Annotated in this window: 25 protein-coding genes; 11 read left to right on the top strand and 14 right to left on the bottom strand. The window is 65.0% G+C overall.

From position 1 onward, the window contains the following. Positions 1-45: 45 nt before the first annotated feature. The gene (locus PSEEN_RS18105; RefSeq protein WP_011535002.1) at positions 46-2,232 is read right to left on the bottom strand and encodes a patatin-like phospholipase family protein; all 2,187 of its coding nucleotides are present in this window, start codon (positions 2,230-2,232) and stop codon (positions 46-48) included. Positions 2,233-2,298: 66 nt separating this feature from the next. On the opposite strand from PSEEN_RS18105, the gene PSEEN_RS18100 reads away from it, so the two are divergent. After that, a complete protein-coding gene (locus PSEEN_RS18100) occupies positions 2,299-2,580 on the top strand; it encodes an Rdx family protein (protein ID WP_011535001.1) in 282 nt (93 codons plus the stop codon). On the opposite strand, the gene PSEEN_RS18095 is transcribed toward PSEEN_RS18100, so the two are convergent. Both PSEEN_RS18095 and PSEEN_RS18090 read right to left on the bottom strand, forming a co-directional pair. Continuing rightward, on the bottom strand, positions 2,581-3,471 hold the full coding sequence (locus PSEEN_RS18095) for a DMT family transporter (protein WP_011535000.1): 891 nt from the start codon (positions 3,469-3,471) through the stop codon (positions 2,581-2,583). 155 nt (positions 3,472-3,626) lie between these two features. Further along, positions 3,627-4,394, bottom strand: coding sequence for an AraC family transcriptional regulator (locus tag PSEEN_RS18090; RefSeq protein ID WP_011534999.1), 768 nt, complete (start codon positions 4,392-4,394; stop codon positions 3,627-3,629). Between the two features lie 130 nt (positions 4,395-4,524). Between PSEEN_RS18090 and PSEEN_RS18085 the strand changes: the two genes are divergently transcribed. Beyond that, positions 4,525-5,340 (top strand): UDP-2,3-diacylglucosamine diphosphatase, encoded by an 816-nt coding sequence (locus PSEEN_RS18085; RefSeq protein ID WP_011534998.1) that lies wholly within the window; start codon positions 4,525-4,527, stop codon positions 5,338-5,340. Positions 5,341-5,432: 92 nt separating this feature from the next. Here the strand turns inward: PSEEN_RS18085 and PSEEN_RS18080 are convergent, their stop codons facing one another. Continuing rightward, complete coding sequence (locus PSEEN_RS18080; RefSeq protein WP_011534997.1) at positions 5,433-6,005, bottom strand: HD domain-containing protein; 573 nt, start codon at positions 6,003-6,005, stop codon at positions 5,433-5,435. A gap of 99 nt (positions 6,006-6,104) precedes the next feature. Then, positions 6,105-6,416 (bottom strand): Mpo1-like protein, encoded by a 312-nt coding sequence (locus PSEEN_RS18075; protein ID WP_011534996.1) that lies wholly within the window; start codon positions 6,414-6,416, stop codon positions 6,105-6,107. A 153-nt stretch (positions 6,417-6,569) separates the two neighbouring features. On the opposite strand from PSEEN_RS18075, the gene PSEEN_RS18070 reads away from it, so the two are divergent. Then, positions 6,570-7,616, top strand: a complete 1,047-nt coding sequence (locus PSEEN_RS18070; RefSeq protein WP_011534995.1) for an AraC family transcriptional regulator — start codon at positions 6,570-6,572, stop codon at positions 7,614-7,616. On the opposite strand, the gene PSEEN_RS18065 is transcribed toward PSEEN_RS18070, so the two are convergent. Continuing rightward, a complete protein-coding gene (locus tag PSEEN_RS18065) occupies positions 7,573-9,027 on the bottom strand; it encodes a TrkH family potassium uptake protein (protein WP_044488320.1) in 1,455 nt (484 codons plus the stop codon). The genes PSEEN_RS18070 and PSEEN_RS18065 overlap by 44 nt on opposite strands. Positions 9,028-9,169: 142 nt before the next feature. On the opposite strand from PSEEN_RS18065, the gene PSEEN_RS18060 reads away from it, so the two are divergent. Further along, entirely contained in the window at positions 9,170-9,727 is a 558-nt protein-coding gene (locus PSEEN_RS18060; protein WP_011534993.1) for an NAD(P)H nitroreductase, read from the top strand. Between the two features lie 119 nt (positions 9,728-9,846). On the opposite strand, the gene PSEEN_RS18055 is transcribed toward PSEEN_RS18060, so the two are convergent. The 6 genes from PSEEN_RS18055 to PSEEN_RS18030 form a co-directional block, all read right to left on the bottom strand. Continuing rightward, positions 9,847-11,193 carry a sensor histidine kinase gene (locus PSEEN_RS18055; protein WP_044488319.1) on the bottom strand — a complete coding sequence of 449 codons (1,347 nt, stop codon included), beginning with the start codon at positions 11,191-11,193 and terminating at the stop codon, positions 9,847-9,849. Between the two features lie 54 nt (positions 11,194-11,247). Then, on the bottom strand, positions 11,248-11,664 hold the full coding sequence (locus PSEEN_RS18050; RefSeq protein WP_011534991.1) for a Spy/CpxP family protein refolding chaperone: 417 nt from the start codon (positions 11,662-11,664) through the stop codon (positions 11,248-11,250). A 198-nt stretch (positions 11,665-11,862) separates the two neighbouring features. Then, positions 11,863-12,540, bottom strand: a complete 678-nt coding sequence (locus PSEEN_RS18045) for a response regulator transcription factor (RefSeq protein ID WP_011534990.1) — start codon at positions 12,538-12,540, stop codon at positions 11,863-11,865. A 7-nt stretch (positions 12,541-12,547) separates the two neighbouring features. Then, positions 12,548-12,940 (bottom strand): SH3 domain-containing protein, encoded by a 393-nt coding sequence (locus tag PSEEN_RS18040; RefSeq protein WP_011534989.1) that lies wholly within the window; start codon positions 12,938-12,940, stop codon positions 12,548-12,550. A gap of 175 nt (positions 12,941-13,115) precedes the next feature. Continuing rightward, a complete protein-coding gene (locus PSEEN_RS18035) occupies positions 13,116-13,415 on the bottom strand; it encodes a YciI family protein (RefSeq protein WP_011534988.1) in 300 nt (99 codons plus the stop codon). Position 13,416: 1 nt separating this feature from the next. Next, complete coding sequence (locus tag PSEEN_RS18030; RefSeq protein ID WP_011534987.1) at positions 13,417-14,013, bottom strand: septation protein A; 597 nt, start codon at positions 14,011-14,013, stop codon at positions 13,417-13,419. A gap of 67 nt (positions 14,014-14,080) precedes the next feature. Here PSEEN_RS18030 and PSEEN_RS18025 point away from each other — a divergent pair, with 67 nt between their 5' ends. From PSEEN_RS18025 to PSEEN_RS18000, 6 genes are all read left to right on the top strand, one after another. Beyond that, complete coding sequence (locus PSEEN_RS18025; protein WP_011534986.1) at positions 14,081-14,941, top strand: PHP domain-containing protein; 861 nt, start codon at positions 14,081-14,083, stop codon at positions 14,939-14,941. Positions 14,942-14,954: 13 nt separating this feature from the next. After that, a complete protein-coding gene (locus PSEEN_RS18020) occupies positions 14,955-15,584 on the top strand; it encodes an L-threonylcarbamoyladenylate synthase (RefSeq protein WP_044488858.1) in 630 nt (209 codons plus the stop codon). 125 nt (positions 15,585-15,709) lie between these two features. Continuing rightward, positions 15,710-16,408 (top strand): segregation and condensation protein A, encoded by a 699-nt coding sequence (locus PSEEN_RS18015; RefSeq protein WP_162042954.1) that lies wholly within the window; start codon positions 15,710-15,712, stop codon positions 16,406-16,408. A gap of 14 nt (positions 16,409-16,422) precedes the next feature. Continuing rightward, complete coding sequence (scpB, locus tag PSEEN_RS18010; protein WP_011534983.1) at positions 16,423-17,193, top strand: SMC-Scp complex subunit ScpB; 771 nt, start codon at positions 16,423-16,425, stop codon at positions 17,191-17,193. A gap of 172 nt (positions 17,194-17,365) precedes the next feature. Further along, complete coding sequence (gene rluB / locus PSEEN_RS18005) at positions 17,366-18,427, top strand: 23S rRNA pseudouridine(2605) synthase RluB (RefSeq protein WP_011534982.1); 1,062 nt, start codon at positions 17,366-17,368, stop codon at positions 18,425-18,427. Between the two features lie 704 nt (positions 18,428-19,131). Beyond that, positions 19,132-20,550, top strand: a complete 1,419-nt coding sequence (locus tag PSEEN_RS18000) for an amino acid permease (protein ID WP_011534981.1) — start codon at positions 19,132-19,134, stop codon at positions 20,548-20,550. 138 nt (positions 20,551-20,688) lie between these two features. On the opposite strand, the gene PSEEN_RS17995 is transcribed toward PSEEN_RS18000, so the two are convergent. Next, positions 20,689-21,573, bottom strand: a complete 885-nt coding sequence (locus PSEEN_RS17995; protein ID WP_011534980.1) for a LysR substrate-binding domain-containing protein — start codon at positions 21,571-21,573, stop codon at positions 20,689-20,691. A 151-nt stretch (positions 21,574-21,724) separates the two neighbouring features. On the opposite strand from PSEEN_RS17995, the gene ydiJ reads away from it, so the two are divergent. Continuing rightward, positions 21,725-24,742 carry a D-2-hydroxyglutarate dehydrogenase YdiJ gene (gene ydiJ, locus PSEEN_RS17990; RefSeq protein ID WP_011534979.1) on the top strand — a complete coding sequence of 1,006 codons (3,018 nt, stop codon included), beginning with the start codon at positions 21,725-21,727 and terminating at the stop codon, positions 24,740-24,742. Between the two features lie 58 nt (positions 24,743-24,800). On the opposite strand, the gene PSEEN_RS17985 is transcribed toward ydiJ, so the two are convergent. After that, positions 24,801-25,988, bottom strand: coding sequence for an MFS transporter (locus PSEEN_RS17985; protein WP_011534978.1), 1,188 nt, complete (start codon positions 25,986-25,988; stop codon positions 24,801-24,803). Between the last annotated feature and the right edge of the window lie 25 nt (positions 25,989-26,013).

Raw genomic sequence — 26,013 nt, 5'->3', positions numbered from 1 at the left:
GGAGCCGGCTCGCCGGCGATGGGCTGCACAGCAGCCCCCAACCTTTCAGAAGGTATGCCCCAGGTTCAGGTACACCGCCCGCTCATGGGCATCGTTGGCCCCATAGCTCAGGTTCAACGGCCCCAACGGTGTTTCCAGCCCCAGGAATACACTCGCGGCATTGATGTAGCCGCTGTCGAACTCGTTATCGTTGTTCCACGCACGCCCACGCTCCAGCGACCCGCCGATATACAGCGGGAAGTCCAGCGGCAGGTAGGCGCGCGGCGTCATGCGGCGGTAATAGACCATGCGCATCAGGCTCATGTTCTGCCCGGAAACCGAATCCTGGCGGAAGCCCGACAATTGCCGCGCCCCACCGAACACGAAGCTCGAGGTGACCACCTCGGCGTCATCCAGCGTGCGCCCGTACTTGCCACCCAGCACCAGGGTGTTCGGGCCGCTGCTCAACGCCTTGTCCAGGTTGAACAGCCATTGCCGGTAGCTCTGGTCCGAGTCCAGCGACTTGTCGTACTTGCGCACCGTCAGGCCGATCTCCTCACCGCTGTGGGGGAAGTAGACGTTGTCGAAGGTGTCGAAGGAGTACTTGAGCTCGTAGAAGCCCTCGTTGAAGCTGACCTTGGGCAGGTCCTGGTCGCCGATGCGCACGTCGGCCTCGCCCCAGGCCTTGCCCACGCCCAGGCGCACTTCGCCATAGGTGCCGATCTGCCGCCCGACGTTCAGGCCGAACCCGTAGCGCTCCAGCCGATACTCGGCGACCGGGTCGTTGTCGAGGGTGGCCTCGACGTTCTGTGAGCCGAAATCGAGGTAAGGTGCGATGAAGTAGCGCGAGCCGACATCCAGCGGCTGATAGAACTCGGTGTACAACTCCTGCTGGTCGCCGATCTGGGCGCGGGTCAACCATTCTGCGCCAAGGCGGTTGATACCGTTGACCCGATAGCTGGCGCCGAGGTTGAAGGCGCTGTCGCCACGCAGGTCGTCGGACAGGTTCAGGCCCAGGCGCAGGTAGTCGGTACCGCCGCGTCGGCCACGGGCGTTGATCACCAGGGTGTTGTCGTCGCCCTTGTGCACCACGCGGTACTGCACCTGGTCGAAGTAATCCAGCCCGTACAAGGTGCCCATGTCGGTCTGCAGGCGGTCGAGCTCCAGCGGCTCGCCGATCGGCTGGCGGATGTAGTAGCGGATCACGTCGTCGCTGACCTTGGAGTCGTTCTCCACCTTGATCGCGGTAATGATCGGGGTGCGCTGGCGGGGTGAGCGTGCCATCGCCAGGTTGCTGTCGGCCTCGGGTTGGCGCAGCCCGGCCAGGCGTGGCGCCAGTGCGACGGTGGCGCGGTAGCCGGCATCGATCATGTCATGGGCGCGGCCGAAATCGGTGACACCGAAACTCGCCAGTGACGGTTGCACCAGGATGTCTTCGCGGCGCAGGCTGGCCAGTTGCTCTTCGGAGTTGCGCCGGGTCATCAGGGTGATCGACTGGTTGAGCACATCGACCACCGTGGCCAGCTGCTTGCGGTTGCGCAGTGGAGTACCGATATCGACGACGATGGCCAGGTCCACGCCCATCTCACGCACCACGTCCAACGGGATGTTATCGGTCATGCCGCCGTCCACCAGCAGGCGACCGTCGAGCTCCACCGGGGCGAACACCGCAGGGATCGACATGCTGGCGCGAATCACCTTTGGCAGGTGGCCACGGCGGAACACCACCTTCTCGCCGCTGGCGATGTCGGTGGCCACCGCGCGGAAGGGGATGGGCAGCTTGTCGAAGTCGCGGATGTCAGCCGTATGGGCCAGCTTGCTTTCCAGCAGCAGCGCCAGGTTCTGGCCCTGGATCACACCCAGCGGCAGGCCCAGGCTGCCGTCGTCGCGAAAGCTCAGCTTCTGCTTGACCAGGAAGTCGCGGTCGTCCTGCTTGCGGCGAAAGGGCACGTCCTTGCGCGGCGGCGCGTCCGACAGTGCCTGCTGCCAGTCCAGGGTGGTCGCCAGCTTTTCCAGCTCATCGACACTGTAGCCGGAGGCGTACAGCCCGCCGACCACCGCGCCCATGCTGGTACCGGCGATGGCATCGATGCGCACGCCTTGTTCTTCCAGGGCCTTGAGCACGCCGATGTGGGCAATGCCGCGGGCAGCGCCGCCAGACAGCACCAGGCCGATCTTCGGCCGGGCCGGTTCGGCGGCCTGCACGGTGAGGGAGGTGAGCGTCAGCAAAAGGCAGAACAGCAGGCGGCGCATCGTGAGTCTCAAACCAGGAGGTAAAGACCGCTAGTATAAGCGGCCCCCTCCCTGGAGATATGTCACATGGCTACTGCCAAGCCGGAAATTGTCATCACTTACTGCACCCAGTGCCAATGGTTGCTGCGTGCCGCCTGGCTGGCCCAGGAGCTGCTCAGCACCTTCAGCGACGATCTTGGCCGAGTGGCGCTTGAGCCCGGCACTGGCGGGATCTTCCGCATAACCTGCGACGGCGTGCAGATCTGGGAGCGCAAGGCCGATGGTGGCTTCCCCGAGGCCAAGGTGCTCAAACAGCGGGTTCGCGACCAGATCGACCCGCAACGCGACCTGGGCCACAACGATCGCTGATCAGGCGCCTTCGGCCAGTGGTCGCTGTTTCGCCGGCTGTTCGGCGCTCAGGCGGCTGGACAGCACGATGGCGAAGATGATCAGCGCGCCACCGGCGAGCATGCTCGGGGTCGGCGTCTCGGCGAACACCGCCCAGGCCACGGCAATGCCGTAGACCGGCTCCATGCCGAACACCACCGCCGCCGTGCGCGCCTTGATCACCGCCAGGCTGGCGACGAACAGGCTGTGGGCCACCCCCGTGCAGAAAATGCCCAGCAGAGCGATCCACAACCAGTCCATGGGTGCCACGGCCGCAAGGCCCGGGGCGGCCACCGGCAGCAGGCACAGGGTCACCACCAGGTTCTGCCACAGTGCCGCCTGCACGGCGGGCAAGCGCCCGGAGCCGGCCCGGTTGGTGAGTGACAGCAGCGAGAACAGCAGGCCCGAGAGCAATGCCCAGAGCAGCCCGCCGGTGGCTTCGCTGGCCAGGTCGAACGCGGGCGTGACCAGCACCAGGCCGATGCTCACCAGCAGTACCAGCAACGCTTCGTTGCGCCGGATGCGTTCGCGGAACAACAGGCCCTCGAGGATGACGGTGAAGGCCGGGAAGCTGGCAAAACCGAGCGTGGCGATGGCCACGCCGCCGACCTTGACCGCGATGAAGAAACTCACCCAGTGCCCCGCCAGCAGCACGCCGCCGAGCACTAGGCGGCGCAGGTCGCGACCCTTTAGTGGCTGCCAGGCCTGGCGGGCGAGGCTGGCGAACAGGCCCAGGGCGAGCACGGCGAAGGCGGCGCGGCCGAAGACGATGATCGCGGGGCTGGCGCTGGCAGCCAGCTTGCCGAAGACGCCGGTGAGGCCGAAGAACAGCGCGCCGATGTGCAGGGCGCCGAGGGCGGTGCGGTGGTTCATGGTGGTCCTTTGGATTTTGGGGGCTTGCGAAGGCCCTTTCGCCGGCAAGCCGGCTCCTACGGGTAGGGTGCTGGTCTGTAGGAGCCGGCTTGCCGGCGAATAGGTTGGCTGCAGTCTAAAAGGTGCAGCTAACGCTGTCTGTCGCGCACCTCGCGTCAGTTGTCGCCAGACTCTCGTCGCAGGGCCAGCGGCGAGCTGCCGAAGGCGCGCAGCATTGCCGCACTGAACGCACTCTGCGAGCCATACCCGACCCGCGCTGCGATCTCGCCCACTGGCAGCAGCGTTTCGCACAGCAACCGTCGGGCCATGAGCAGCCGTCGCTGGCGAATGTAGTCCATCGGTGTCATGCCGCACTCGCTGGCGAACCGCGCGTGCAGCCGCGCACTGGACAAACCGGCCAGTCGAGCCAGGTCTGCAACCTGCAGCGGGTGGGCGGCATGGCGTTCGATATGCGCGTCGAAGGCAGGGTAGGGCAGGCGCTTGCTGGCGATCACCGGCGCACAGGCCTGCGCTGTCAAGCTGGCCAGCAGCAGGACGGCACCCTGGCGAGCGATCAGTGGATCATCCACTGGGCTGCTCGCCAGCCAGTCCACCAACTGCTGTTGGCGGCTGTCGAGGGTCAGGGCGCCGGGGCGGTCGAGCAGGCGGCGACTGTTGTCGGCGTGGCTGCCCAGGTGTTCACCGAGCCAGTGCTCATCCGGCACGTCCAGTACCAGGCAGTGGCTGCCGCTGGGGCTGCCGCAGGTGTGATGCGCGCCGGCCGGTACCACCATCAGGTCCTGGCGCTCCACCTGTGCGCCACGGCCCTGTACTTCGAAGTTCAGGCGCCCACCCAGACCGAACACCAGCTGCGGGTGGTCGTGGCTGTGGGCGATCAGGTCGTGGCGGTAGTGGCGCAGCGAAAGCAGCGAGCCGGTGCTCATGGGGGATGTCCTCGAGGGCAGGTAGGCAGTGTACACCCAGTGCCAGGCCCCACGCAGGATGGTCATGGGACTGCCACCGGCCTGTCATGCGTGCCTGCCAGTCTCCAGCAAACAGTGCCGGAGCCTGCCCATGACCCATGCCGAACTCGCCCGCCCGTCACGCAAGCAGCGTGTGCGCACCCTGTGGATCTCCGATGTGCACCTGGGCACCCGGGATTGCCAGGCCGAGCACTTGTCGAGCTTCCTCAAGGGCTACCAGGCCGACCGCATCTATCTGGTCGGTGACATCATCGATGGCTGGAAGCTGCGCGGCGGCATCTACTGGCCGCAAGCCCACACCAACGTCATCCGCCGGTTGCTGACCATGAGCAAGCGCGGCACCGAGGTGATCTATGTCACGGGCAACCATGACGAGTTCCTGCGGCGTTACTCCAAGCTGATCCTCGGCAATATCCAGCTGGTGGACGAGGCCGAGCACCTGACCGCGGATGGCCGGCGCCTGCTGGTGGTGCATGGCGACCAGTTCGATGTGATCACCCGTTACCACCGCTGGCTGGCCTTCCTTGGCGACCGGGCCTACGAGTTCACCCTGGTGCTCAATCGCTGGCTCAATCATTGGCGGGCGCGCTACGGCTACGGTTACTGGTCGCTGTCGGCCTATCTCAAGCACAAGGTCAAGGGCGCGGTGAACTTCATCAGCGATTTCGAGGATGCGATTGCCCATGAATGCACCCGGCGAGGTTTCCAGGGGGTGGTGTGCGGGCATATCCATCATGCCGAGATTCGCCGGATGGGGGAGGTGGAGTATCTCAACTGCGGCGATTGGGTGGAGTCCTGCACGGCGCTGATCGAGCACTGGGACGGGCAGATCGAGCTTTATCGGTTTGCTGAGGCCCAGGCGCGTGAGGCAGCAGAACAGCTGGCGTCGCTGAGCGAGCCGGTTTGACTCTACCTCTGTAGGAGCGGCTTCAGCCGCGATCACCCGCGAAGCGGGTGCCAGATACCGCGATGCCTACATCATCGCGGCTGAAGCCGCTCCTACAGCGCTGCCTTGTAGACCGACTGCCGTGGCTGGGCGAACACCCGGCCCAGCATCGGTTCGAAGAAAGCGAGCGGCAGGCTTTCGTAGTCCGGGTCGAACGCCGCCGCGTCATAGCGGGCACAGAATTCAATGGTCCGCTGGTATTGCGGGTGCTCGCTGAATTGCTCGCGCAGATGCCGATCCATGCCCAGGTGGTGGAAAAAGTAGTAGCCCTGGAATATCCCGTGCTTCTCGACCATCCACAGGTTCTCGGCACTGACGAAGGGCTTGAGGATGGCCGCTGCGATATCCGGATGGTTGTAGCTGCCCAGGGTGTCGCCGATGTCATGGAGCAGGGCGCAGACCACGTACTCCTCGTCGCGCCCGTCGCGGTAGGCGCGGGTGGCGGTCTGCAGCGAGTGGCTCAGGCGATCGATGGGGAAACCGCCGAAATCACCGTCCAGCAAGCGCAAGTGGGCCAGGATGCGTTGCGGTAGCTGGCGGGAGTAGGCGCGAAAGTCGTCGGCGATGATCGCCCAGTCCTGGGCCGTGCCGTCGCGCATGTGGTTGAAGCTCGCTTGTTTGTTCATTACCTGAGCGCCACTGCTGCCGAGTATGCCGCCAGTGTTGGCCAAGCCTTGGGCTTTGACAGTGGCCAGGCGGGACGCGAACCTGGCCCAGCGGGCCGATCAGAGGCTGATGCGCCCCAGCAGGATGTCGCGGAACATGGCGAAGTCGCCCACCAGGCTGTACCAGGGGTGGGTGAAGGTGGCCGGGCGATTTTTCTCGAAGAAGAAATGGCCGACCCAGGCAAAGCCGTAGCCGGCCAGCGGCACGGCCAGCAGCAACAGCCATTTGCCGCTGGCAAGGGTGTAGGCGAGCAGGGCGATCACCAGGCTGGTGCCGATGAAGTGCAGGCGGCGACAGGCGGCGTTGCTGTGCTCACCGAGGTAGTAGGGGTAGAACTCGGCAAAACTGCGAAACTGCGCGGTGCTGGTCATGGCGGTGCTCCGGAAGTCGCGGATGCCTACAGCATACACGGCGTGGAGCCTGAATCGAGTCTAGAGTCACTGATGGCCCCGGCCAGTGACAATGAGCGCCAATTGAGTATCCTTTTGGTTCACCGCAGGAGCGGTCAGCACAAGAAGCCTGTCATGAGTGAGAGAACCACGTCAGCCAGCTGGGCATCAGGGATTGTCAAGGCGCTCGAGCTGGAAGGGCTCGATTGCCGGAGCATGTTCAAGCAACTCGGGCTCGATTTCACCGCGCTGGATGACCCCGACGCGCGTTTCCCCCAGGATGCCATGACGCGTTTGTGGCAGCTGGCGGTCGAGTTGTCCGGCAACGAGGCCATCGGCCTGAACATGGCCAGGGTGGTGCGGCCGGCCTCTTTTCATGTGGTGGGCTATGCGCTGATGTCCAGCCGCACCCTGGCCGAGGGCTTTGAACGCCTGGTGCGGTATCAGCGGATCATCGCGGAAAGCTCCGACCTGAGCTTTCGCCTTGGCCCCGAAGGTTATGCGCTGGTGTTGACCGTGCATGGCGACCACTTGCCGCCGACCCGCCATAGCGCCGAGGCTTCATTGGCCTGTGCGTTATCGCTCAGCACTTGGCTCAGCGGGCGGCCGATCCAGCCGCGGCGCGTGCTGATCCAGGGCGCACAACCACGCGATGTCGAGCCGTACAAGGTGGCGTTCCACGCGCCGCTGGTGTTCGGCGCGCCCCATGACGCACTGGTGTTCGAGCGTGCCGACATGGAAGCGCCGCTGCCCACGGCCAACGAGGCGATGGCGGTGTTGCACGACCGTTTTGCCGGTGAATACCTGGCGCGCTTCTCGGAGAGCCGCGTGACCCACCGGGTACGCCAGGTGTTGTGTCGCATCCTGCCCCAGGGCGAACCCAAGCGTGAATCCGTGGCGCAGGCGTTGCACCTGTCGCAGCGCACCCTGCAACGTCGCCTGCAAGACGAGGGCACCAGCTTCCAGACCCTGCTCGACGACACCCGCCGGGAACTGGCCGAGCAGTACCTCGCCCAGCCGGGCACGACCTTGCTGGAAACCGCCTACCTGTTGGGGTTCGCCGACCCGAGCAATTTCTACCGGGCGTTTCGCCGCTGGTTCGACGCCACCCCGAGCGAGTACCGCGCGCGCCTGGTGATCAGTGACGCCAGAACGCCGGCATGCACAACACCAGCACCGTGATGATCTCCAGGCGGCCGAGCAGCATGCCGCCGGAAAGGATCCACTTGGCGGCGTCCGGCAGGCTGGCATAGTTGCCGGCCGGGCCGATTACTTCGCCCAGCCCTGGGCCCACGCCCGAGACCGTGCCGGCGGCGCCGGTCAGTGCGGTCATCCAGTCCACGCCCAGCAGCGACAGCAGCAGGGCGATGATGCAGATGGTGATGGCGAAGAAGAACGAGAAGGTCAGGATCGAGCGCACGATCTCTTCGTCGAGGCGGTGGCCGTTGTACTTCTGCTTGATCACCGCGCGTGGGTGGATCAACTGGTTGAGGTTGGCCTTGAGCAGGATGTAGGCGACCTGGAAGCGGAAGATCTTGATGCCGCCCGCGGTGGAGCCGGAGCAGCCGCCGACAAAACCGAGATAGAAGAACAGCATCAGCGAGAAGTTGCCCCACATGCTGTAGTCGCCCAGGGCGAAGCCGGTGGTGGTGACCACCGAGGTGACGTTCAGCGCCACATGGCGCAAGGCATCGAGCCAGTGCAGGTCGGTAGTCGCCCAGTACCAGGTGCCGAGGACCAGCCAGGTGGCCACCAGCATGGCGAGCAGGCCTTGCACCTGCTGGTCCTTGATCAGCGCCTTGCGGTGCCCGCGCAGGGTGGCCACGTACAGGGTGAACGGCAGGCTGCCAAGGATCATCACCACCACCGCGACCCAGTGCACCGCCGGGATGTCCCACTTGGCCAGGGACTGGTCGGAGGTGGAGAAACCGCCGGTGGAGATCGCCGACATGGCGTGGTTGATTGCATCGAACGGGTTCATGCCCGCCCACCAGAAGGCCAGGCTGCCGAACACGGTGATGCCGACGTACACCGCCACGATCGACTTGGCGACCATGTGCGAGCGCGGCATGACCTTCTCCGAGCGGTCGGAGGATTCGGTCTGGAACAGGCGCATGCCACCGATGCGCAGCAGTGGCAGGATCGCCACCGCCATGCCGATGAAGCCGATGCCGCCCAGCCAGTGCAGCATCGAGCGCCACATCAGGATGCCGGGTGACATGGTGTCCAGCCCGCTGAGCACGGTGGCGCCGGTGGCGGTGATGCCGGACATGCTTTCGAAGAAGGCGTCGGTGTAGCTGATGTGTTGCGTCAGCAGGAACGGCAGGGCGGCGAACACGCAGACCACCAGCCAGCTGCTGACGGTCAGCAGGTACATGTCGCGAGGGCGCAGGTGCACGTGCTCGGGCCGCCCGGGCATGACCAGGCCGAGCCCTGCGACGAAGGTGATCAGGCTAGACCAGAGGAACGACGGCATGTCGCCGGTGCGCTCGAAGACCACCAGGGTCGCCATGGGCACGACCATGCTCACCGCCAGGGTGATCAGGAAGATGCCGATGATGAAACCAATGATCCTTAAGGTCGGCAATGCCATGTGATCTGCCCTGACTCGCAACGGAAAGGGCGCCATTCTACCTGCGGGGGAGGTGATGTAAACGCGTGATCGAGCCCGTTCCCACGATGGCGGCGCAATAGTGCAGAATGGCCGCACTTTCAACTTGCCAGGAGGGTAGCCGATGGAGGCTCTCGACGCATTGCTCAACCGTGTTTCCGTCCCGCGCCTGACCGACCCCGCGCCCAACGCTGCCCAGCGCGAGGCGCTGTTCCAGGCCGCGTTGCGCGCACCGGACCATGGCCAGCTGCGTCCCTGGCGCTTCCTGACCATCGAAGGCCAGGGCCGCGAGAAGCTCGGCGAGCTGTTCGCCGAAGCGGTGCAGGCCAAGGGCGATGCCACCCAGGCCGCGCTGGACAAGGCCCGGGCGATGCCGTTGCGCGCGCCGTTGCTGATCGTGGTGGTCGCTCGCTTGCAGGACCATTTCAAGGTGCCGAAGATCGAACAGCGTCTGGCCGCCGGCTGCGCTGCCCATGGCATTCTGATCGCGGCTCATGCTCAAGGCATCGGTGCGGTATGGCGCACCGGCGACATGGCTTTCGATGCCCATGTGCACAAGGGGCTGGGGCTGGAGGCGAACGAGGAAGTGATCGGTTACCTGTATGTCGGTACGCCGATGGGGGAGCCGCGCACGGCGCCGATCCTGGAGACCGCCCAGTACGTCAGCGCCTGGGGCGAATGAGATAAATGGGGCCGCTGTGCGGCCCTATCGCGACACAAGGCCGCTCCCACAGACGATTGCGATAACCTGTGGGAGCGGCCTTGTGTCGCGATAGGGCTGCGCAGCAGCCCCGGGATCGGTCAGCCAACCCTGACCTTGCAGGGAAACTCGAGTGTCGCAATGAAACCACCCTGCGGGTGATTCCCCACCGTCAGCGTCCCTCCATGTCGCTCCGCCGCCTTGCGCGCAATCGCCAACCCCAATCCATGCCCCGGCGCATCCTGACCCGGAGCGCGGAAAAACGGTTCCCCCAATTGCGCCAGGTGCTCCGCCGCCACCCCAGGCCCATGATCACGCACGCTCAACACGATCCGTTCCTGCTCGCGGCTCGCGCGAATCTCGATCGGCTGACCTGCCGGATTGAACCGCAAGGCATTGCGCAGCAGGTTGTCCAGCGCCCGCTCGATCAAAGTCGGCCACCCTTGCAGGACCAACCCCGGCTGCGCCTCCAGCTTCACCTCCTGCTCCGGCGCGCTGAGCTGGGCGTCCTTGCGCACGCTGCCCAGCAGGGCGTTGAGATCCACGGGTTCGGCATGGGCCTGCTCGGCGTCGACCCGGGCCAGCACGAGGATTTCACTGATCAGGTCCTCGAGGCGGTCGCATTCTCGGGTCAGGCGCGGCCACAGGGCCTGGCGCTGCTCGGGCTCGGCGCGCTCGGCCAGGGCCAGGGCGATACGCAGGCGCGCCAGCGGTGAGCGCAGTTCGTGGGAGACATCGCGCAGCAACTGGCGCTGGCTGCCGATCAGGCTCTGCAGGCGGGCACCCATCTTGTTGAAGTCGTTGGCCAGCACGCCGAACTCGTCACGGCGCACCGCCAGGCGGGCCAGGCTGTTCTGCTGGTAGCTGGCCTGCCCCAGGTCGTGCACAGCGCCGCGCAGGCGGCTGAGCGGGCGGGTGATCGACAGGGTGACCAGCAGGCTGAACAAGGTCAGCACCACCAGGGCGATCCCCAGGGCGCTGAGCGGCCAGATCAGGCTTTCGCGATGCCAAGCGGCCAGCTCCGGATGGGGGATGCGGTAGATCAGCAAGTAGGTCTCACCGCTGGTGGGGCTGGTGTATTCCTCGGTCAGGCGACGCCAGGGCAGGCGGCGCTCGTCGTTGTGCTGGCGTGCCTCGAAGGCGGCGGCGCGGCGCGGGAAGGTGCCGGGTACCACGGCGTCACCACTGTCGTCGAGCACCTGGACGTCGATCCGGTAGCGTTGCTTGCGCCGCTCCAGGAAGCGCTGGGACGATTCCAGGCCTTCCTGTTCATAGTGCTGGGCCCAGTGGCTGGCCAGGTTGTTCAGGCCCGGATGACGGCTGAGGATCCAGGCATCCTGGTTGAGCATGTGGCCGAGCAGGATCGACAGGCCGGCGACCAGGGTGATGGCCAGCCAGAAACTGGCCAGGATGCGCCAGAACAGTGAACGCACGACAAGCACCTCCATGCAATGGGCAAAGCCCGGCCCGCATCGTTGCGGGCCGGGCCGTGGGTGGACAGCTTACTGGGCCTTGGTGGCTTTTTCAGCTTTCCAGGCCTGGAACTCCTGCCATTCGGCCTTGCGCGCGGCGCGCTCCTTCTGCAGTTCGTCGAACTTCTTCTGCTGGTCGGGCTTGAGCAGGGCGCGGATCTGGCCTTCGGTCTTGTCGTGGCTGGCCTTGATCTCGTCCTTCATGGCCTTCTGGTCGGCGGCGGGCAGCTTGTTGATGTAGCGCTCGGTGATGTCGCGACGCTGTTGCATCTGCTCGCCCATCAGCTTGCCGATCTGCTGGCGTTGGTCGCGGCTCAGGTCCAGTTGGGCGAAAGGCGCGTCACCGCGATGATGCGGGCCGTCGTGACGCGGGCCGCCTTCAGGCATGGCCATGGCCACGGTCGGCAGGGCGGCGGCGAACATCAGGGCGATAAGGGTCTTGCGCATGGTGTCTCTCCTGTCATGGGCCGGTGTTTACCGGATGAGCCCAGTCTAGGGAAAGCAAGGTCAAGGGCGGTCAGGCGAGGGTAAAGGCTGGGTAAAGATGCGCGGCGGGTGTAGGAGCGGCTTTAGCCGCGATCCAGGCACCACGGTACCTGGCACCCGCTTCGCGGGTGATCGCGGCTGAAGCCGCTCCTACAGGGATCAGAGGCTGTAGTAGTAGCCGCGGCTGCGCAGGGCGACGATGCGTGGTCGGCCGTCGGGGTGAGGGCCGATCTTCTTGCGCAGGTTGCTGACGTGCATGTCCAGGCTGCGGTCATACAGCGTGAGCTTGCGGCCCAGGCCGATCTGCGCCAGTTCCTGCTTGTCCAGCGGCTCGCCGGGCTGGCGCAGCAGGGCTTCGAGGATACGGCTCTCGGAGAGCGTGAGGGTCATCTCGCGGCCGTCGATGCTGACCACGCCGCGCACCGGGCTGAAGGCCAGGTCGCCGACCTCGACCTGGCTACTGGGGGCGCTGGGGTGGCTGCGGCGCAGTACCGCGCGCAGGCGTGCGGTGAGCTCGCGAGGGTCGCAGGGTTTGGCCAGGTAGTCGTCGGCGCCCAGTTCCAGGCCCAGGATGCGGTCCAGCGGCTCGCCGCGGGCCGAAAGCATCAGCACCGGCAAGTCGGTATGTTCGCTGCGCAGCTGCTTGAGCAGTTCCAGGCCGCTGCCATCAGGCAGCATGACATCCAGCACCACCGCCGCCGGGGCTTGGGTGGCCAGGGCCTGGCGCGCGCTCTGGCCATCGTGGCAGGCACGTACCGCAAACCCTTCCTGGGTCAGCCAGCTGCCGAGCAGCTCGCACAGTTCCTGGTCATCATCAATCAGTAACAGCTCGCTCATGTTTCACTCAATTCAACCATTGACGGCGTCTTCTGTGTCCGCCGCTGGCTAAGATACCGCAGACTGCCGACAACAGTGCAACGACCGAACCGATCAGGAACCATTGCTGCTGGTCGGTGAGCAGGCGTTGGGGCAGGTTGGCGCCGGCCTGCAATTCCTTGATGGTCTGTTTCAGGCGCTGGTTGTCCTGGCGCAGGCGGGTCAGTTGGGCGCTTTCGCGCGTGCTGTCCTGGCTCTGCAGCTGCTGGTTCAACGCATTGCGTTGCTGCTCGCTTTCTTCCAGGCGCTGCTGCAGCTCGGTGATCCGCGCCCCGGCTTCCAGCGACAGCGGCTGCTCGGCCACGGCGAGAGGGGACAGCAGTGACAGGCAAAGCAGCAGGGACATTGGACCTTGACGCATTGGAACTCCTGATTCGTATCGGTTCAGGAGGTTGTCGGCCGTAGGTCGGAAATTTTGAATAGGGCGTACTGCGTAACCCGTAGGAGCCAGCCTTGCTGGCGAACCAGGCACTGCGGTGGCTGGCACCGGCTACGCCGGTGTTCGCCGGCAAGGCCGGCTCCTACGGCGCTGGCGCTTAAGGCAGGACTTGCTTGAACGGCTTGACCACGACCTTGTCGTAGACACCCGCGGCGATGTACGGGTCCTGGTCGGCCCAGGCCTGGGCGGCGGCCAGCGAGTCGAACTCGGCGACGATCAGGCTGCCGCTGAAACCCGCTGCGCCCGGGTCGTTGCTGTCGATGGCCGGGTGCGGGCCGGCTAGCACCACGCGGCCTTCGGCCTTGAGCTGTTGCAGGCGCTCGATGTGGGCGGGGCGGGCGGCCAGGCGCTTTTCCAGGGAATTTTCGACGTCGCTGGCGATGATGGCGTAGAGCATGTCAGTCCTTGGGTTTGGAGGTGGAGGGGTCGGCATCGTGCAGGTGGCGCGACAGGTAGACACCCTGGGCCACCAGGAAGATCACGGTCATGCCCAGGCTGCCGAATACCTTGAAGTCGACCCAGAAGTCCTGGAAGGTGAAGGCGACGAACAGGTTGGCGGCGCCGCACACCAGGAAGAAGCCGATCCACGCCACGTTAAGGCGGTTCCAGACTGTTTCGGGAAGTGTCAGGGCATGGCCCATGATGCGCTTGATCAGCACCCGGTCACCGATGAAGTGGCTGCCGGCGAAGGCCAGGGCGAACAGCCAGTTGACCACCGGCGCCTTCCACTTGAGGAAGGTTTCGCTGTGGAAGGCCAGCGTGAGGCCGCCGAACACCAGGCAGGCGACCAGGGTGAGCAACTGGCCCTTTTCCAGCTTGCCATGGCGCAGGAACAGCGCGCCGTAGACCACCACGGAGCTGACGATCAGCATGGCGGTGGCGCTGTAGATCCCGCCGAACTCGAAGCCGTGGCCGGCGAATTCGACCGGGCGTGGGTCCAGTTTGTAGACGATGAAGAACAGCAGCAGCGGGATGAAATCGATGAATTGTTTCACAGTGGCAGCCAGAAGCGGGATGTGACGGCATAATAACAAACATCGATTCCTGCGAAAGCGCTCCTCCATGAATGTTGATCTGCACTGTCACAGCACGGCCTCCGACGGCGCCCTGTCGCCCACGGCGCTGGTCGCCCGGGCCCACGAGCATGGGGTGCGGACACTCTCGCTCACCGACCACGACACCCTCGAAGGCCTGCCCGAGGCGCGCCAGGCGTGCGCCGAACAAGGCATGCAGTGGGTCAGCGGCGTCGAGTTGTCGTGCACCTGGGGCGGCGCGACCATTCATGTGCTGGGCTATGATTTCCCGTTGGATGCGCCACCCCTGCTCGAAGCCATCGACAACCTGCACCGTGGCCGCTGGCTGCGCGCCGAGGAGATCGATCGCAAGCTGGCGGCCAAGGGCATGCCCGGCGCGCTCGACGGCGCGCGGGCCGTGCAGCAGGAGCTGGGCGACAGCGGCAACGCCCCGGCGCGTCCGCATTTCGCCGAATTCCTTGTGCGCGCCGGCTTCGTCAAGGACCGTGGCGAGGCCTTCCGCAAGTGGCTGGGGGCCGGCAAGCTGGGCGACGTCAAGCTGCACTGGCCGACGCTGGAGGAAACTGTCGCCACGCTACGCCAGTCCAATGCCTGGGTGAGCCTGGCCCATCCCATGCATTACGAACTGACACGCAGCAAGCGCAGACGGCTGATTGCCGACTATATTCAGGCAGGCGGGCAGGCACTGGAAGTGGTCAATGGGATGATGCCGCCCGAGCAGGTGGGGACGATGTCCATCCTCACCCGTGAGTTCGGCCTGCTGGCGAGCGCCGGCAGTGACTTCCATGGCCCTGGCACCTGGGGCGAGATCGGTGCCTACCGGCCCTTGCCCGAGGACCTGCCACCCCTGTGGCGCCGATTCCGACATGAACAGCCTATGGCGGTATGAACAGGATGACTTCGTGAGCCAATTTTTCCAGATTCATGCGGAAAACCCGCAGGCGCGCCTGATCAAGCAGGCGGTCGAGATCATCCGCAAGGGTGGGGTCGTGGTCTACCCGACCGACTCGGCCTATGCGATGGGCTGCCAGATCGGCGACAAGAACGCCATCGAGCGCGTCCGCCGCCTGCGCCAGCTGGACAAGAACCACAATTTCACCCTGCTGTGCTGCGACCTCTCGCAGATGGGCACCTTCGCCAAGATCGACACTGCGACCTTCCGTCTGCTCAAGGCGCACATTCCAGGCCCCTACACCTTCATCCTCAATGCCACCCGTGAAGTGCCGCGCCTGCTGATGCACGAAAAACGCCGCACCATTGGCCTGCGCGTACCCTCCAACCCCATCGTCCTGGCCTTGCTCGAAGAGCTCGGTGAGCCCTTGATGAGCGTGAGCCTGATCCTGCCGGGCGATGAAGAGCCGATGACCGACCCTTACGAGATCCGTCAGCGCCTGGAGCATCACGTCGACCTGATCATCGATGGCGGCTTCGGTGACCTCAAGGCATCCACTGTCATCGACCTGTCCGGCGACGAACCTGCGTTGATTCGCGAAGGTTGCGGCGACCCCACGCCGTTCCTGGCCAACGCGTGAGCCAGGTGGACGCGCCCGAGGCGCCGGCCATCGAGGCTGAAGCGCCGTTCCAGCTGCAACTGGCCCTGGTCTACGGCGAAGCCCTGACCGAGATGCCGGTCGACCTGTATATCCCGCCGGACGCCCTGGAAGTCTTCCTCGAAGCCTTCGAGGGCCCGCTGGACCTGCTGCTGTACCTGATCCGCAAGCAGAACGTCGACATCCTCGACATCCCGGTGGCGGAAATCACCCGTCAGTACATGAGCTATGTCGAGCTGATGAAAAGCGTGCGCCTGGAACTGGCCGCCGAGTACCTGGTGATGGCCGCCATGCTCGCCGAGATCAAGTCGCGCATGCTGCTGCCACGCTCCAGCGAGGTGGAAGAGGAGGAGGGCGACCCGCGCGCCGAGCTGATCCGCCGCTTGCAGGAATACGAACGCTTCAAGGCTGCTGCCGAGGGTATCGACGAATTGCCACGGGTTGGCCGCGAGGTCGTGGTGCCGCGCCTGGAGGCCCCTCAGGCCAAGGCGCGCAAGCTGCTACCCGAGGTCGCCCTGGAGGAGATCCTGCTGTCCATGGCCGAGGTCATGCGCCGCAACGACCTGTTCGAAAGCCACCAGATCACCCGCGAGACCCTGTCCACCCGCGAGCGCATGAGCGAAGTGCTGGAGCGCCTCAAGGGCGGCGCCTTCGTGCCGTTCGTCGAGCTGTTCACCCGCGAGGAGGGCAAGCTCGGCGTGGTGGTCACCTTCATGGCGATTCTCGAACTGGTGAAGGAATCCCTGATCGAACTGGTGCAGAATGAGCCTTTCGCCCCGATCCACGTCCGTGCCCGGGCAGAGTGACCTGACGACTACCGATGAACCTGAATGAACCCCGCGAACTGGCGTCGCTGATCGAGGCCTTCCTGCTCGCCTCGGGCAAGCCGCAATCCCTTGAGCGCCTCTACGAGTTGTTCGAGGAGGCCGAGCGCCCGGCGCCGGCTGTCTTCAAGAAGGCCCTGGAGGTGCTGGGCAAGTCGTGCAATGGCCGCGCCTTCGAGCTCAAGGAAGTGGCCAGCGGCTATCGCCTGCAGATCCGCGAAGACTACGCCCCCTGGGTCGGCCGCCTGTGGGAGGAGCGCCCGCAGCGCTATTCCCGCGCGCTGCTCGAAACCATGGCCCTGATCGCCTACCGCCAGCCCATCACTCGGGGCGAGATCGAGGATGTGCGGGGCGTGGCGGTGAACAGCAACATCATCAAGACGCTCATGGAGCGTGAGTGGATCCGCATCGTCGGCTACCGCGAGGTGCCGGGGCGCCCGGCGATGTTCGCCACCACCAAGGCGTTCCTGGATCACTTCAACCTCAAGAGCCTCGACGAGCTGCCAGCGTTGGCCGAATTGCGCGAACTGGAACCTGAGCCGCTGCTCGACCCGGATGAGGCGCCGGTGCCGGCTCACCTGCAGGCCCTGGCCGATGCCAGCCTGGGTGAGGAGGGGGAAGAGGTGGAGCCGAAGGAGGAGACCAGTTTCCGTTCGCTGCTCGTAGAGCTGGATGCGATGGAAGAGGGGCTCAAGACCGATTTCGATGATTTGCGCGATGAGATGTCGGAAGAGGCGGGTGAGTCCGAGGGCGAGCTCAAGGATTGAGCCCCGTGTTGTCAGGGCTGACGCGTTCGCCGGCAAGCCGGCTCCTACGGAGGACACCTTCGGGCGGAAATCCATGGGTCATCCGGAAAAACCTTCTACCCTCCAGTGCGTTCCCCCGCCGAACCGCGTATGATGCGCGCCCGCTTTCACTACTACACCGGGAGGTGCCCAGATGAGTGACAAAGACCTGCAAGACCAACAACCCACCCCGCCGTCCGGCGAAAAACTGCAGAAAGTGCTGGCCCGCATCGGCGTCGGCTCGCGTCGTGACGTCGAGGCCTGGATCGGCCAGGGCCGTATCAAGGTCAACGGCGTCGAAGCCACCTTGGGCCTGCGCGTCGACCTGCACGATGCCATCACCGTCGACGGCAAGCTGATCAAGCGTGTCGAGGCCGCCGAGGCGACCCGCCGCGTGATCATGTACAACAAGCCCGACGGCGAGATCTGCACCCGTGACGACCCGGAAGGCCGCCCGACCGTGTTCGACCGCCTGCCGCGCCCGAAAGAGGGCCGCTGGATCAACATCGGCCGCCTGGACATCAACACCACCGGCCTGCTGCTGTTCACCACCGACGGTGAGCTGGCCAACCGCCTGATGCACCCCTCCTACGAAATGGACCGCGAGTACGCCGTGCGCGTGCGTGGCGAGGTCGACGACGACATGGTCGACCGCTTGAAGGCCGGCGTGATGCTCGAAGACGGCCCGGCCAAGTTCACCGACATCCAGAAGGCGCCGGGTGGTGAAGGTTTCAACCACTGGTACCACTGCGTGGTGATGGAAGGGCGCAACCGCGAAGTGCGCCGCCTGTGGGAGTCGCAAGGCGTGGTGGTCAGCCGCCTGAAGCGCGTGCGTTTCGGTCCGGTGTTCCTCAACTCCGACCTGCCGATGGGCCGCTGGCGCGAAATGAGCCAGGGCGAAATCGACATCCTGGCCGCCGAAGTCGGGCTGCAGCCGGTGGCGCTGCCGGAGATGAAGCTCAAGGCCAAGGACAAGCTCGAGCGCCTGCAGCGCAAGTCGACCCGTCCGCTGGGGCGTGGTGAGCGTGTGCGCACCCTGCGTCCCGCCCAGGAAGGTCAGGGCGAGCGCCCGGCACGTCCCGCGCGTGAAGAAGCGCCGCGCAAGAGCGGCCGTGGCAGCACGGTGGCCGAGCGCCCGAGCGAGATGCGCAAGCGCCCGGCTCGACCTGAGGGCGACAAGCCTGCCGGCCGTGGTCGTGGCAAGCCACGCGGCTGATTGCGCCTGGTAACGAAAGAGCCAGCCTTCGGGCTGGCTTTTTTGTGCCTGTTGGACATGCTTGGCCGGCAAGCTGGTCCCTACGGAGGGCGACACCAACCTGTAGGAGCCGGCTTTGCCGGCGAAAGGCCGCAAAGCGGCCCAAGTTCCTGAATGCACTGAAAATTTCCTGGCAAGTGGAAAGTTTTCAAACCGGCTTGTAAATAAATTTATACAAAAATGACCGAATAACCCGGCCTGCCCGATTTTTCCCGCTCTGCGTAACAAAAATTTTCCAAGAACCTCGCCGCAGAGCCTCAGGGCCCGCATTCGCCCCCTTCCAAATCCCCCGCCCAACCGCTGAGATAGCGCCATTGCCGTGTGCAAAGCCAGGCAGGACCGCCAGGCATCAAAACAACAAAACGGAGGCGCCATGTACGCCGATCACTCCGCCTTTTCAGGCCTTCACCCCAGGACCGGTGCGTTTTTTCATCAGGAAACGACGCAACGCGTTGACGCCTGCGCGTTTGCAGGGGTATACAATGCGCCGCGTTTTACCTGTGACCCCCTTGCGTACCGCGCACTCTTGCTGACACCCGGTTGATCCGCGCTTTCGCGACCAACCTGTCCAAGAACCCAAGGTAACCACCTTGCCCATTCCGCTGCGCCACGAGTGCGGTGGGTCCGATTCCGTCACAGATAAAAACAAGCAGGTGACTTCGTTCATGAGTGGACATAACTCACAGTCCGGCGAACTCAAGCGTGGCTTGAAGAACCGCCATATCCAACTGATCGCCCTGGGCGGCGCCATCGGCACCGGGTTGTTCCTGGGCTCGGCCGGCGTGATGAAGTCCGCCGGCCCGTCGATGATCCTCGGCTACGCCATCTGCGGCTTCATTGCCTTCATGATCATGCGCCAGCTCGGCGAGATGATCGTCGAGGAGCCGGTTGCCGGCTCCTTCAGCCACTTCGCGCACAAGTACTGGGGCGGTTTCGCCGGCTTCCTGTCGGGCTGGAACTGCTGGGTGCTGTACATCCTGGTCGGCATGTCGGAGCTGTCGGCGGTCGGCAAGTACATCCACTACTGGTGGCCGGAGATCCCGACCTGGGTGACCGCAGCGGGGTTCTTCCTGCTGATCAACGCCATCAACCTGATGAACGTGAAGATCTTCGGCGAGGCCGAGTTCTGGTTCGCGATCATCAAGGTCGCCGCCATCGTCGGCATGATCGGCCTGGGCGCCTACCTGCTGACCAGTGGCAGTGGTGGCCCTGAAGCGTCGGTGACCAACCTGTGGGCCCATGGTGGCTTCTTCCCGCATGGTGTCAGCGGGCTGGTGATGGCCCTGGCCTTCATCATGTTCTCCTTCGGTGGCCTGGAAATGCTCGGCTTCACCGCTGCCGAGGCCGACAAGCCGAAGACCGTGATCCCCAAGGCGATCAACCAGGTCATCTACCGCATCCTGATCTTCTATGTGGGCGCCCTGGTGGTGCTGCTGTCGCTGACCCCGTGGGACAGCCTGGTGGCCAGCATCGACGCTTCCGGCGGCAGCTACGGCAGCAGCCCGTTCGTCCAGGTGTTCTCGCTGCTGGGTAGCGACGTGGCCGCGCACCTGCTGAACTTCGTGGTCCTGACCGCGGCGCTGTCGGTGTACAACAGTGGCACCTACTGCAACGCCCGCATGCTGCTGGGCATGGCCGAACAGGGCGATGCTCCGGCGGCACTGGCGAAGGTCGACCGCCGCGGCGTGCCGGTGCGTTCGATCCTGGTGTCGGCGGCCGTGACGCTGATCGCGGTGCTGCTCAACTATCTGATGCCGCAGAATGCCCTGGAGCTGCTGATGTCGCTGGTGGTGGCGACCCTGGTGATCAACTGGGCGATGATCAGCTACTCGCACCTGAAGTTCCGTCAGCACCTCGATCGCACTGGCCAGAAGCCGCTGTTCAAGGCGCTGTGGTATCCGTACGGCAACTACCTGGTGCTGGCGTTCGTGGTACTGATCCTGGGCATCATGCTGATGATTCCTGGTATCCAGGTGTCGGTGTACGCGATGCCGGTATGGCTGGTGGTGATGTATGTGTTCTACGTGCTCAAGAGCAAGCGTGGGGCGCAGGCCAACGGGGCTGCCGGTAGCGTGGCCAAGTAAGCGCTGAGGCGCTTGGAGAAAACCCGATGCCGGGTGACCGGCGTCGGGTTTTTTGTTGTCTGTGCCGGCCCTTTCGCCAGCAAGCTGGCTCCTACGGATATTGCGTGCAATTGTAGGAGCCAGCTTGCTGGCGAATGATCAGATCTGCTGGAGGAGCCAGCCGCGAAACGCCCGCAACGACGGCAGCGCCTCGTTCCTCGGTGGATAGATCAGGTAGTAACTGCGCTGGCTGGCAAACGGTGCTCCGGGGCTGAACAGTTCGCCACTGGCCAGCTCTTCCTCCACCAGGATTCGCGGCACCAGCCCGATACCGATCCCTGCGCGCACCGCCTGGATCAGGTGCGAGGTCAGCTCGAAGCTCGGCCCCAGGCGCATCGAGCGGTGGGGCAGGGCGTGATGGGAAAACCATTCGCCCCAGGCGTGTGGGTTGTTGGCGACATTGAGCAGTACCTCTTCACTGATTCGCGCCGGGCTCCAGCATTGCCCGTCATGCGCGCTGTCCGGCGGCAGGATCACCACCAGTTCCTCGGCGTGCAGGCGATGGCAGATCAGCCCTGGCAGGTCGTGGGTGGCCACGCCGATGGCCGCGTCGATCTCGCTGGTGTCGAAATTGATTGCTTCGATGCGTGAATGAATGTGCACCAGCATGCCCGGATGCGCGCTGTAGAACGCATGCAAGCGTGGCAGCAGCCATTTCGAGCCGAAGGTCGGCAGGGTCGCCAGGCGCAAGGTGCCGACGCCGGACTGGTAGGCCAGGGCTTGCAGCGTGGCACTGCGGATGCGCCCGAGCGCCTCGCTGAGCTCGCGCTGGTACAGGCGCCCGACATCGGTCAGTTGCACCTGGCGCCCCTCGCGGCGAAACAGCGTAAGCCCCAGTTGTTGTTCCAGTGCCTGCACCTGGCGGCTCACCGCGCTCTGGGTCAGCGACAGTTCGGCAGCGGCGCGGGTGTAGCTTTCATGTCGCGCGGCGGCCTCGAAGGCCAGCAGCAGCGACATCGAAGGGGTGAGGTGACGGTAATTCATTCATAAAGCTCATCGATAGCGGCAGGAATATCCGTTTGCCCCTGGCGCGAAACTACAGGAACATTGGCGCATTCGAAATCCTCCCATGAGCCATTCATGCCGGACCGACAAGATTTCCGTGAATCAGCCGATATCAAAGAGGCATCCTTCGATGATCGCCCAGCTGCCGCCCCGCGCGCCTGCCGCCCACTACCCCGAATTCCTCGAAGCCCTGAAGAACAGCGGCTTCCGTGGCCAGATCAGCGCCGACTACGGCACCCGCACGGTACTGGCCACCGACAACTCCATCTACCAGCGCCTGCCCCAGGCGGCGGTGTTCCCGCAAGATGCCGACGATGTGGCGCGGGTCGCCACGCTGATGGCCGAGCCACGTTTTCGCGATATCAAGCTGACCCCGCGTGGCGGCGGTACCGGCACCAATGGCCAGTCGCTGACCGACGGCATCGTCGTCGACTTGTCGCGACACATGAACACCATCCTCGAAATCAACGTCGAGGAGCGTTGGGTGCGGGTCCAGGCAGGTGTGGTTAAGGACCAGCTCAATGCCGCGCTCAAGCCCCACGGTCTGTTCTTCGCCCCGGAGCTGTCCACTTCTAACCGCGCCACTGTCGGCGGCATGATCAACACCGATGCCAGTGGCCAGGGCAGCTGCACATACGGCAAGACCCGCGACCACGTGCTCGAGCTGCACAGCGTGCTGCTCGGCGGTGAGCGCCTGCACAGCCTGCCGATCGACGACACGGCGCTGGAACAGGCCTGCGCCATGCCTGGCCGGGTCGGCGAGGTGTACCGCATGGCCCGGGAAATCCAGGAAACCCAGGCTGAGCTGATCGAAAGCACCTTCCCCAAGCTCAATCGCTGCCTGACCGGCTACGACCTTGCGCACCTGCGCGACGAGCAGGGCCGTTTCAACCTCAACAGCGTACTGTGCGGTGCTGAAGGCTCGCTGGGCTACGTGGTCGAGGCCAAGCTCAATGTGCTACCGATCCCGAAATACGCGGTGCTGGTCAACGTGCGCTACACCAGCTTCATGGATGCCCTGCGCGACGCCAATGCGTTGATGGCGCACAAGCCGCTGTCGATCGAGACTGTGGACTCCAAGGTGTTGATGCTGGCGATGAAGGACATCGTCTGGCACAGCGTCGCCGAATACTTCCCGGCCGACGCCGAGCGCCCGACCCTGGGCATCAACCTGGTGGAGTTCTGCGGTGACGACCCGGTCGAGGTCAATGCGCGGGTCGAGGCGTTCGTCGAGCATTTGCAGCGTGACACCAGTGTCGAGCGCCTGGGGCATACCTTGGCGGAGGGTGCGGAAGCGGTGACCAAGGTCTACACCATGCGCAAGCGTTCGGTGGGCTTGCTTGGCAACGTCGAGGGTGAGGTGCGCCCGCAGCCGTTCGTCGAGGATACCGCCGTGCCACCCGAGCAACTGGCCGATTACATTGCCGACTTCCGTGCCCTGCTCGACGGCTATGGCTTGGCATACGGCATGTTCGGCCACGTCGATGCGGGCGTGCTGCATGTGCGCCCGGCGCTGGACATGAAGGACCCGGCCCAGGCGGCCTTGGTCAAGCCGATCTCCGATGCCGTGGCGGCGCTGACCCAGCGCTACGGTGGCCTGCTATGGGGCGAGCATGGCAAGGGCCTGCGTTCCGAGTATGTGCCGGCTTATTTCGGCGAGCTGTACCCGGCATTGCAGCGTCTGAAAGGCGCGTTCGACCCGCACAACCAGCTCAATCCAGGCAAGATCTGCACCCCGCCGGACAGTGCCGAAGGCCTGACGCCGGTGGATGGCGCGCCCCTGCGCGGCGACCTGGATCGCACCATCGACGAGCGCGTCTGGCAAAGCTTCGGCAGTGCCGTGCACTGCAACGGCAACGGCGCCTGCTACAACTACGACCCCAACGACGCCATGTGCCCGTCGTGGAAGGCCACCCGCGAGCGCCAGCATTCACCGAAGGGCCGCGCCTCGCTGATCCGCGAGTGGTTGCGCCTGCAGGGCGAGGCGAACATCGACGTGCTGGCCGCCGCCCAGCGCAAGGCGTCCTGGCTCAAGGGGCTGCCGGCGCGACTACGCAATAGCCGTGCGCGCCAGCAGGGGCAGGCGGACTTTTCCCATGAGGTGTACGACGCCATGGCGGGTTGCCTGGCGTGCAAGTCCTGCGCGGGGCAGTGCCCGATCAAGGTCAATGTGCCGGACTTCCGCTCGCGCTTCCTCGAGCTGTACCACGGCCGCTATCAGCGTCCACTGCGCGATTACCTGATCGGTTCGCTGGAGTTCACCATTCCGTACCTGGCCCATGCGCCAGGCCTGTACAACGCCGTGATGGGTTCGAAGTGGGTGGGCAAGTTGCTGGCGGACAAGGTCGGCATGGTCGACAGTCCGCTGATCAGCCGCTTCAACTTCCAGTCCACCCTGACCCGTTGCCGTGTCCAGGTGGCCAGCGTGCCGGCCCTGCGCGAGCTGACGCCGGCCCAGCGCGAGCGCAGCATCGTGCTGGTGCAGGATGCTTTCACCCGTTATTTCGAGACGCCATTGCTGGCCTCGTTCATCGAACTGGCCCATCGCCTGGGGCATAAAGTGTTCCTGGCGCCCTACAGTGCCAACGGCAAGCCGCTGCACGTGCAAGGCTTCCTCGGCGCCTTTGCCAAGGCGGCGGTCCGCAACGCCACCCAGCTCAAGGCCCTGGCCGACTGCGGCGTGCCGCTGGTGGGGCTGGACCCGGCGATGACCCTGGTCTATCGCCAGGAGTACCAGAAGGTCGAGGGCGTGGAGTGCCCTTCGGTGCTGTTGCCTCAGGAGTGGCTGATGAGCGTGTTGCCCGAGCAGACGCCGGCCAAGGCCGACAATTTCCGCCTGATGGCCCACTGCACCGAGAAGACGAACGTGCCGGCCAGTACGAAGCAGTGGGAGCAGGTGTTCGCTCGCCTTGGTCTGAAGCTGGTCACCGAGGCTACCGGCTGCTGCGGCATGTCGGGTACCTATGGGCACGAAGCGCGTAACCAGGAAGCCTCGAGGACCATCTTCGAACAGTCCTGGGCGACCAAGCTGGACAAGCAGGGTGAGGCACTGGCCACCGGGTACTCGTGCCGCAGCCAGGTCAAGCGCATGACCGAGAAGCAGCTGCGCCATCCGTTGGAGGTGGTGCTGCAGTACGCGCAGCGCTGAAGAATGGTTCGCCGGCAAGCCGGCTCCTACGTAGGAGCCGGCTTGCCGGCGAATGGGGTCAGGCCCTGCGCAAGCGTTGCGCCTGGCGGTACAGGTACAGACTCAATACCAACCCGCATCCTGCCGCCCCGGCCGCGAACAGAAACATCGAGGCGAATCCGAACCCTGCCGCCACCGCGCCCACCAGCGGCCCGGTGATCCCCAGCGACAGGTCGATGAACAGCGAATAGGCACCCACCGCCGCGCCGCGGTTGGCCGCCGATACCTGGTTGACGGCCTCCACGCCCAGTGCCGGGAACACCAGCGAGAAACCAAACCCGCTCAAGGCCGCGCCGGCCAGGGCCATTTCGGCGCTGGGCGCGAGCCACAGCATCAGCAATCCCAGTGTCTCGACGGACAGGCAGGCAATCGCTACGCGGAAACCGCCGATGCGGTTGATCAGGTTGCCGAACAGCAGGCGCGCACAGATGAAGCTGGCGCCGAACAGGCTCAAGGTGAGCGCGGCGTTGGGCCAGTCGCGGCTGGCGTAATAGAGCGTGATGAAGGTGGCGATGGTGCCGAAGCCGATCGAGCCCAGGGCCAGCCCCGAGCCATGGGGGAACACCTTGCCCAGCACCCGCAGGAATGGCAGGCGCACACCGGCAACCACCGGTGCGGCACGCTTGGGCCAGGCCAGCAACAGGCCGACCACGCCCAGCAGGATGATGCTCGCACCCATGCTCCACAGCCCAAGGTGCTTGACCATCAGCACGCCCAGCGGTGCACCGATGGCCAGCGCACCATAGCTGGCGATGCCATTCCAGGAAATCACCTTGGCGGTGTTCTGCGAACCGACCCGGCCAATGCCCCAGCCGATGGAGCCCGAGCCCACCAGGCTTTCGGCGCTGCCCAGCACCAGGCGGCCGATGAGCAGGCAGGTCAAGCTTAGCCAGGGCAGGTGTGTCAGGAAGCTGCAGGCCAGCATGAACACACCGCTCAGGCCGCAGCCGAACAGGCCGTACATGACCGCCTTCTTGCTGCCGAGGTTGTCGATGATGCGGCTGGCGGTGGGGCGGCTGAGCAGGGTGGCCAGGTACTGCACACTGATCACCAACCCTGCGATCACGGCACTGAAACCCAGGTCGTTGTGCACATAGCCGGGCAGTACGGCCAGGGGGATGCCGATGTTCAGGTAGCCGATGAAGGTGAAGAGGACGATGGAGACAACTTGCAGGGTGACCGCAAGGGGGCGCGGTGAATCGGGCATGGGGGCCTTCGGCGGTAGGAATTCT

Origin of the sequence: Pseudomonas entomophila L48, assembly GCF_000026105.1 — a bacterium.
In the GTDB taxonomy this organism is placed as follows: Bacteria; Pseudomonadota; Gammaproteobacteria; order Pseudomonadales; family Pseudomonadaceae; genus Aquipseudomonas; species Aquipseudomonas entomophila.
Note: the sequence above shows the minus strand (reverse complement) of the source record. Positions and strands in the feature narration are given on the sequence as shown.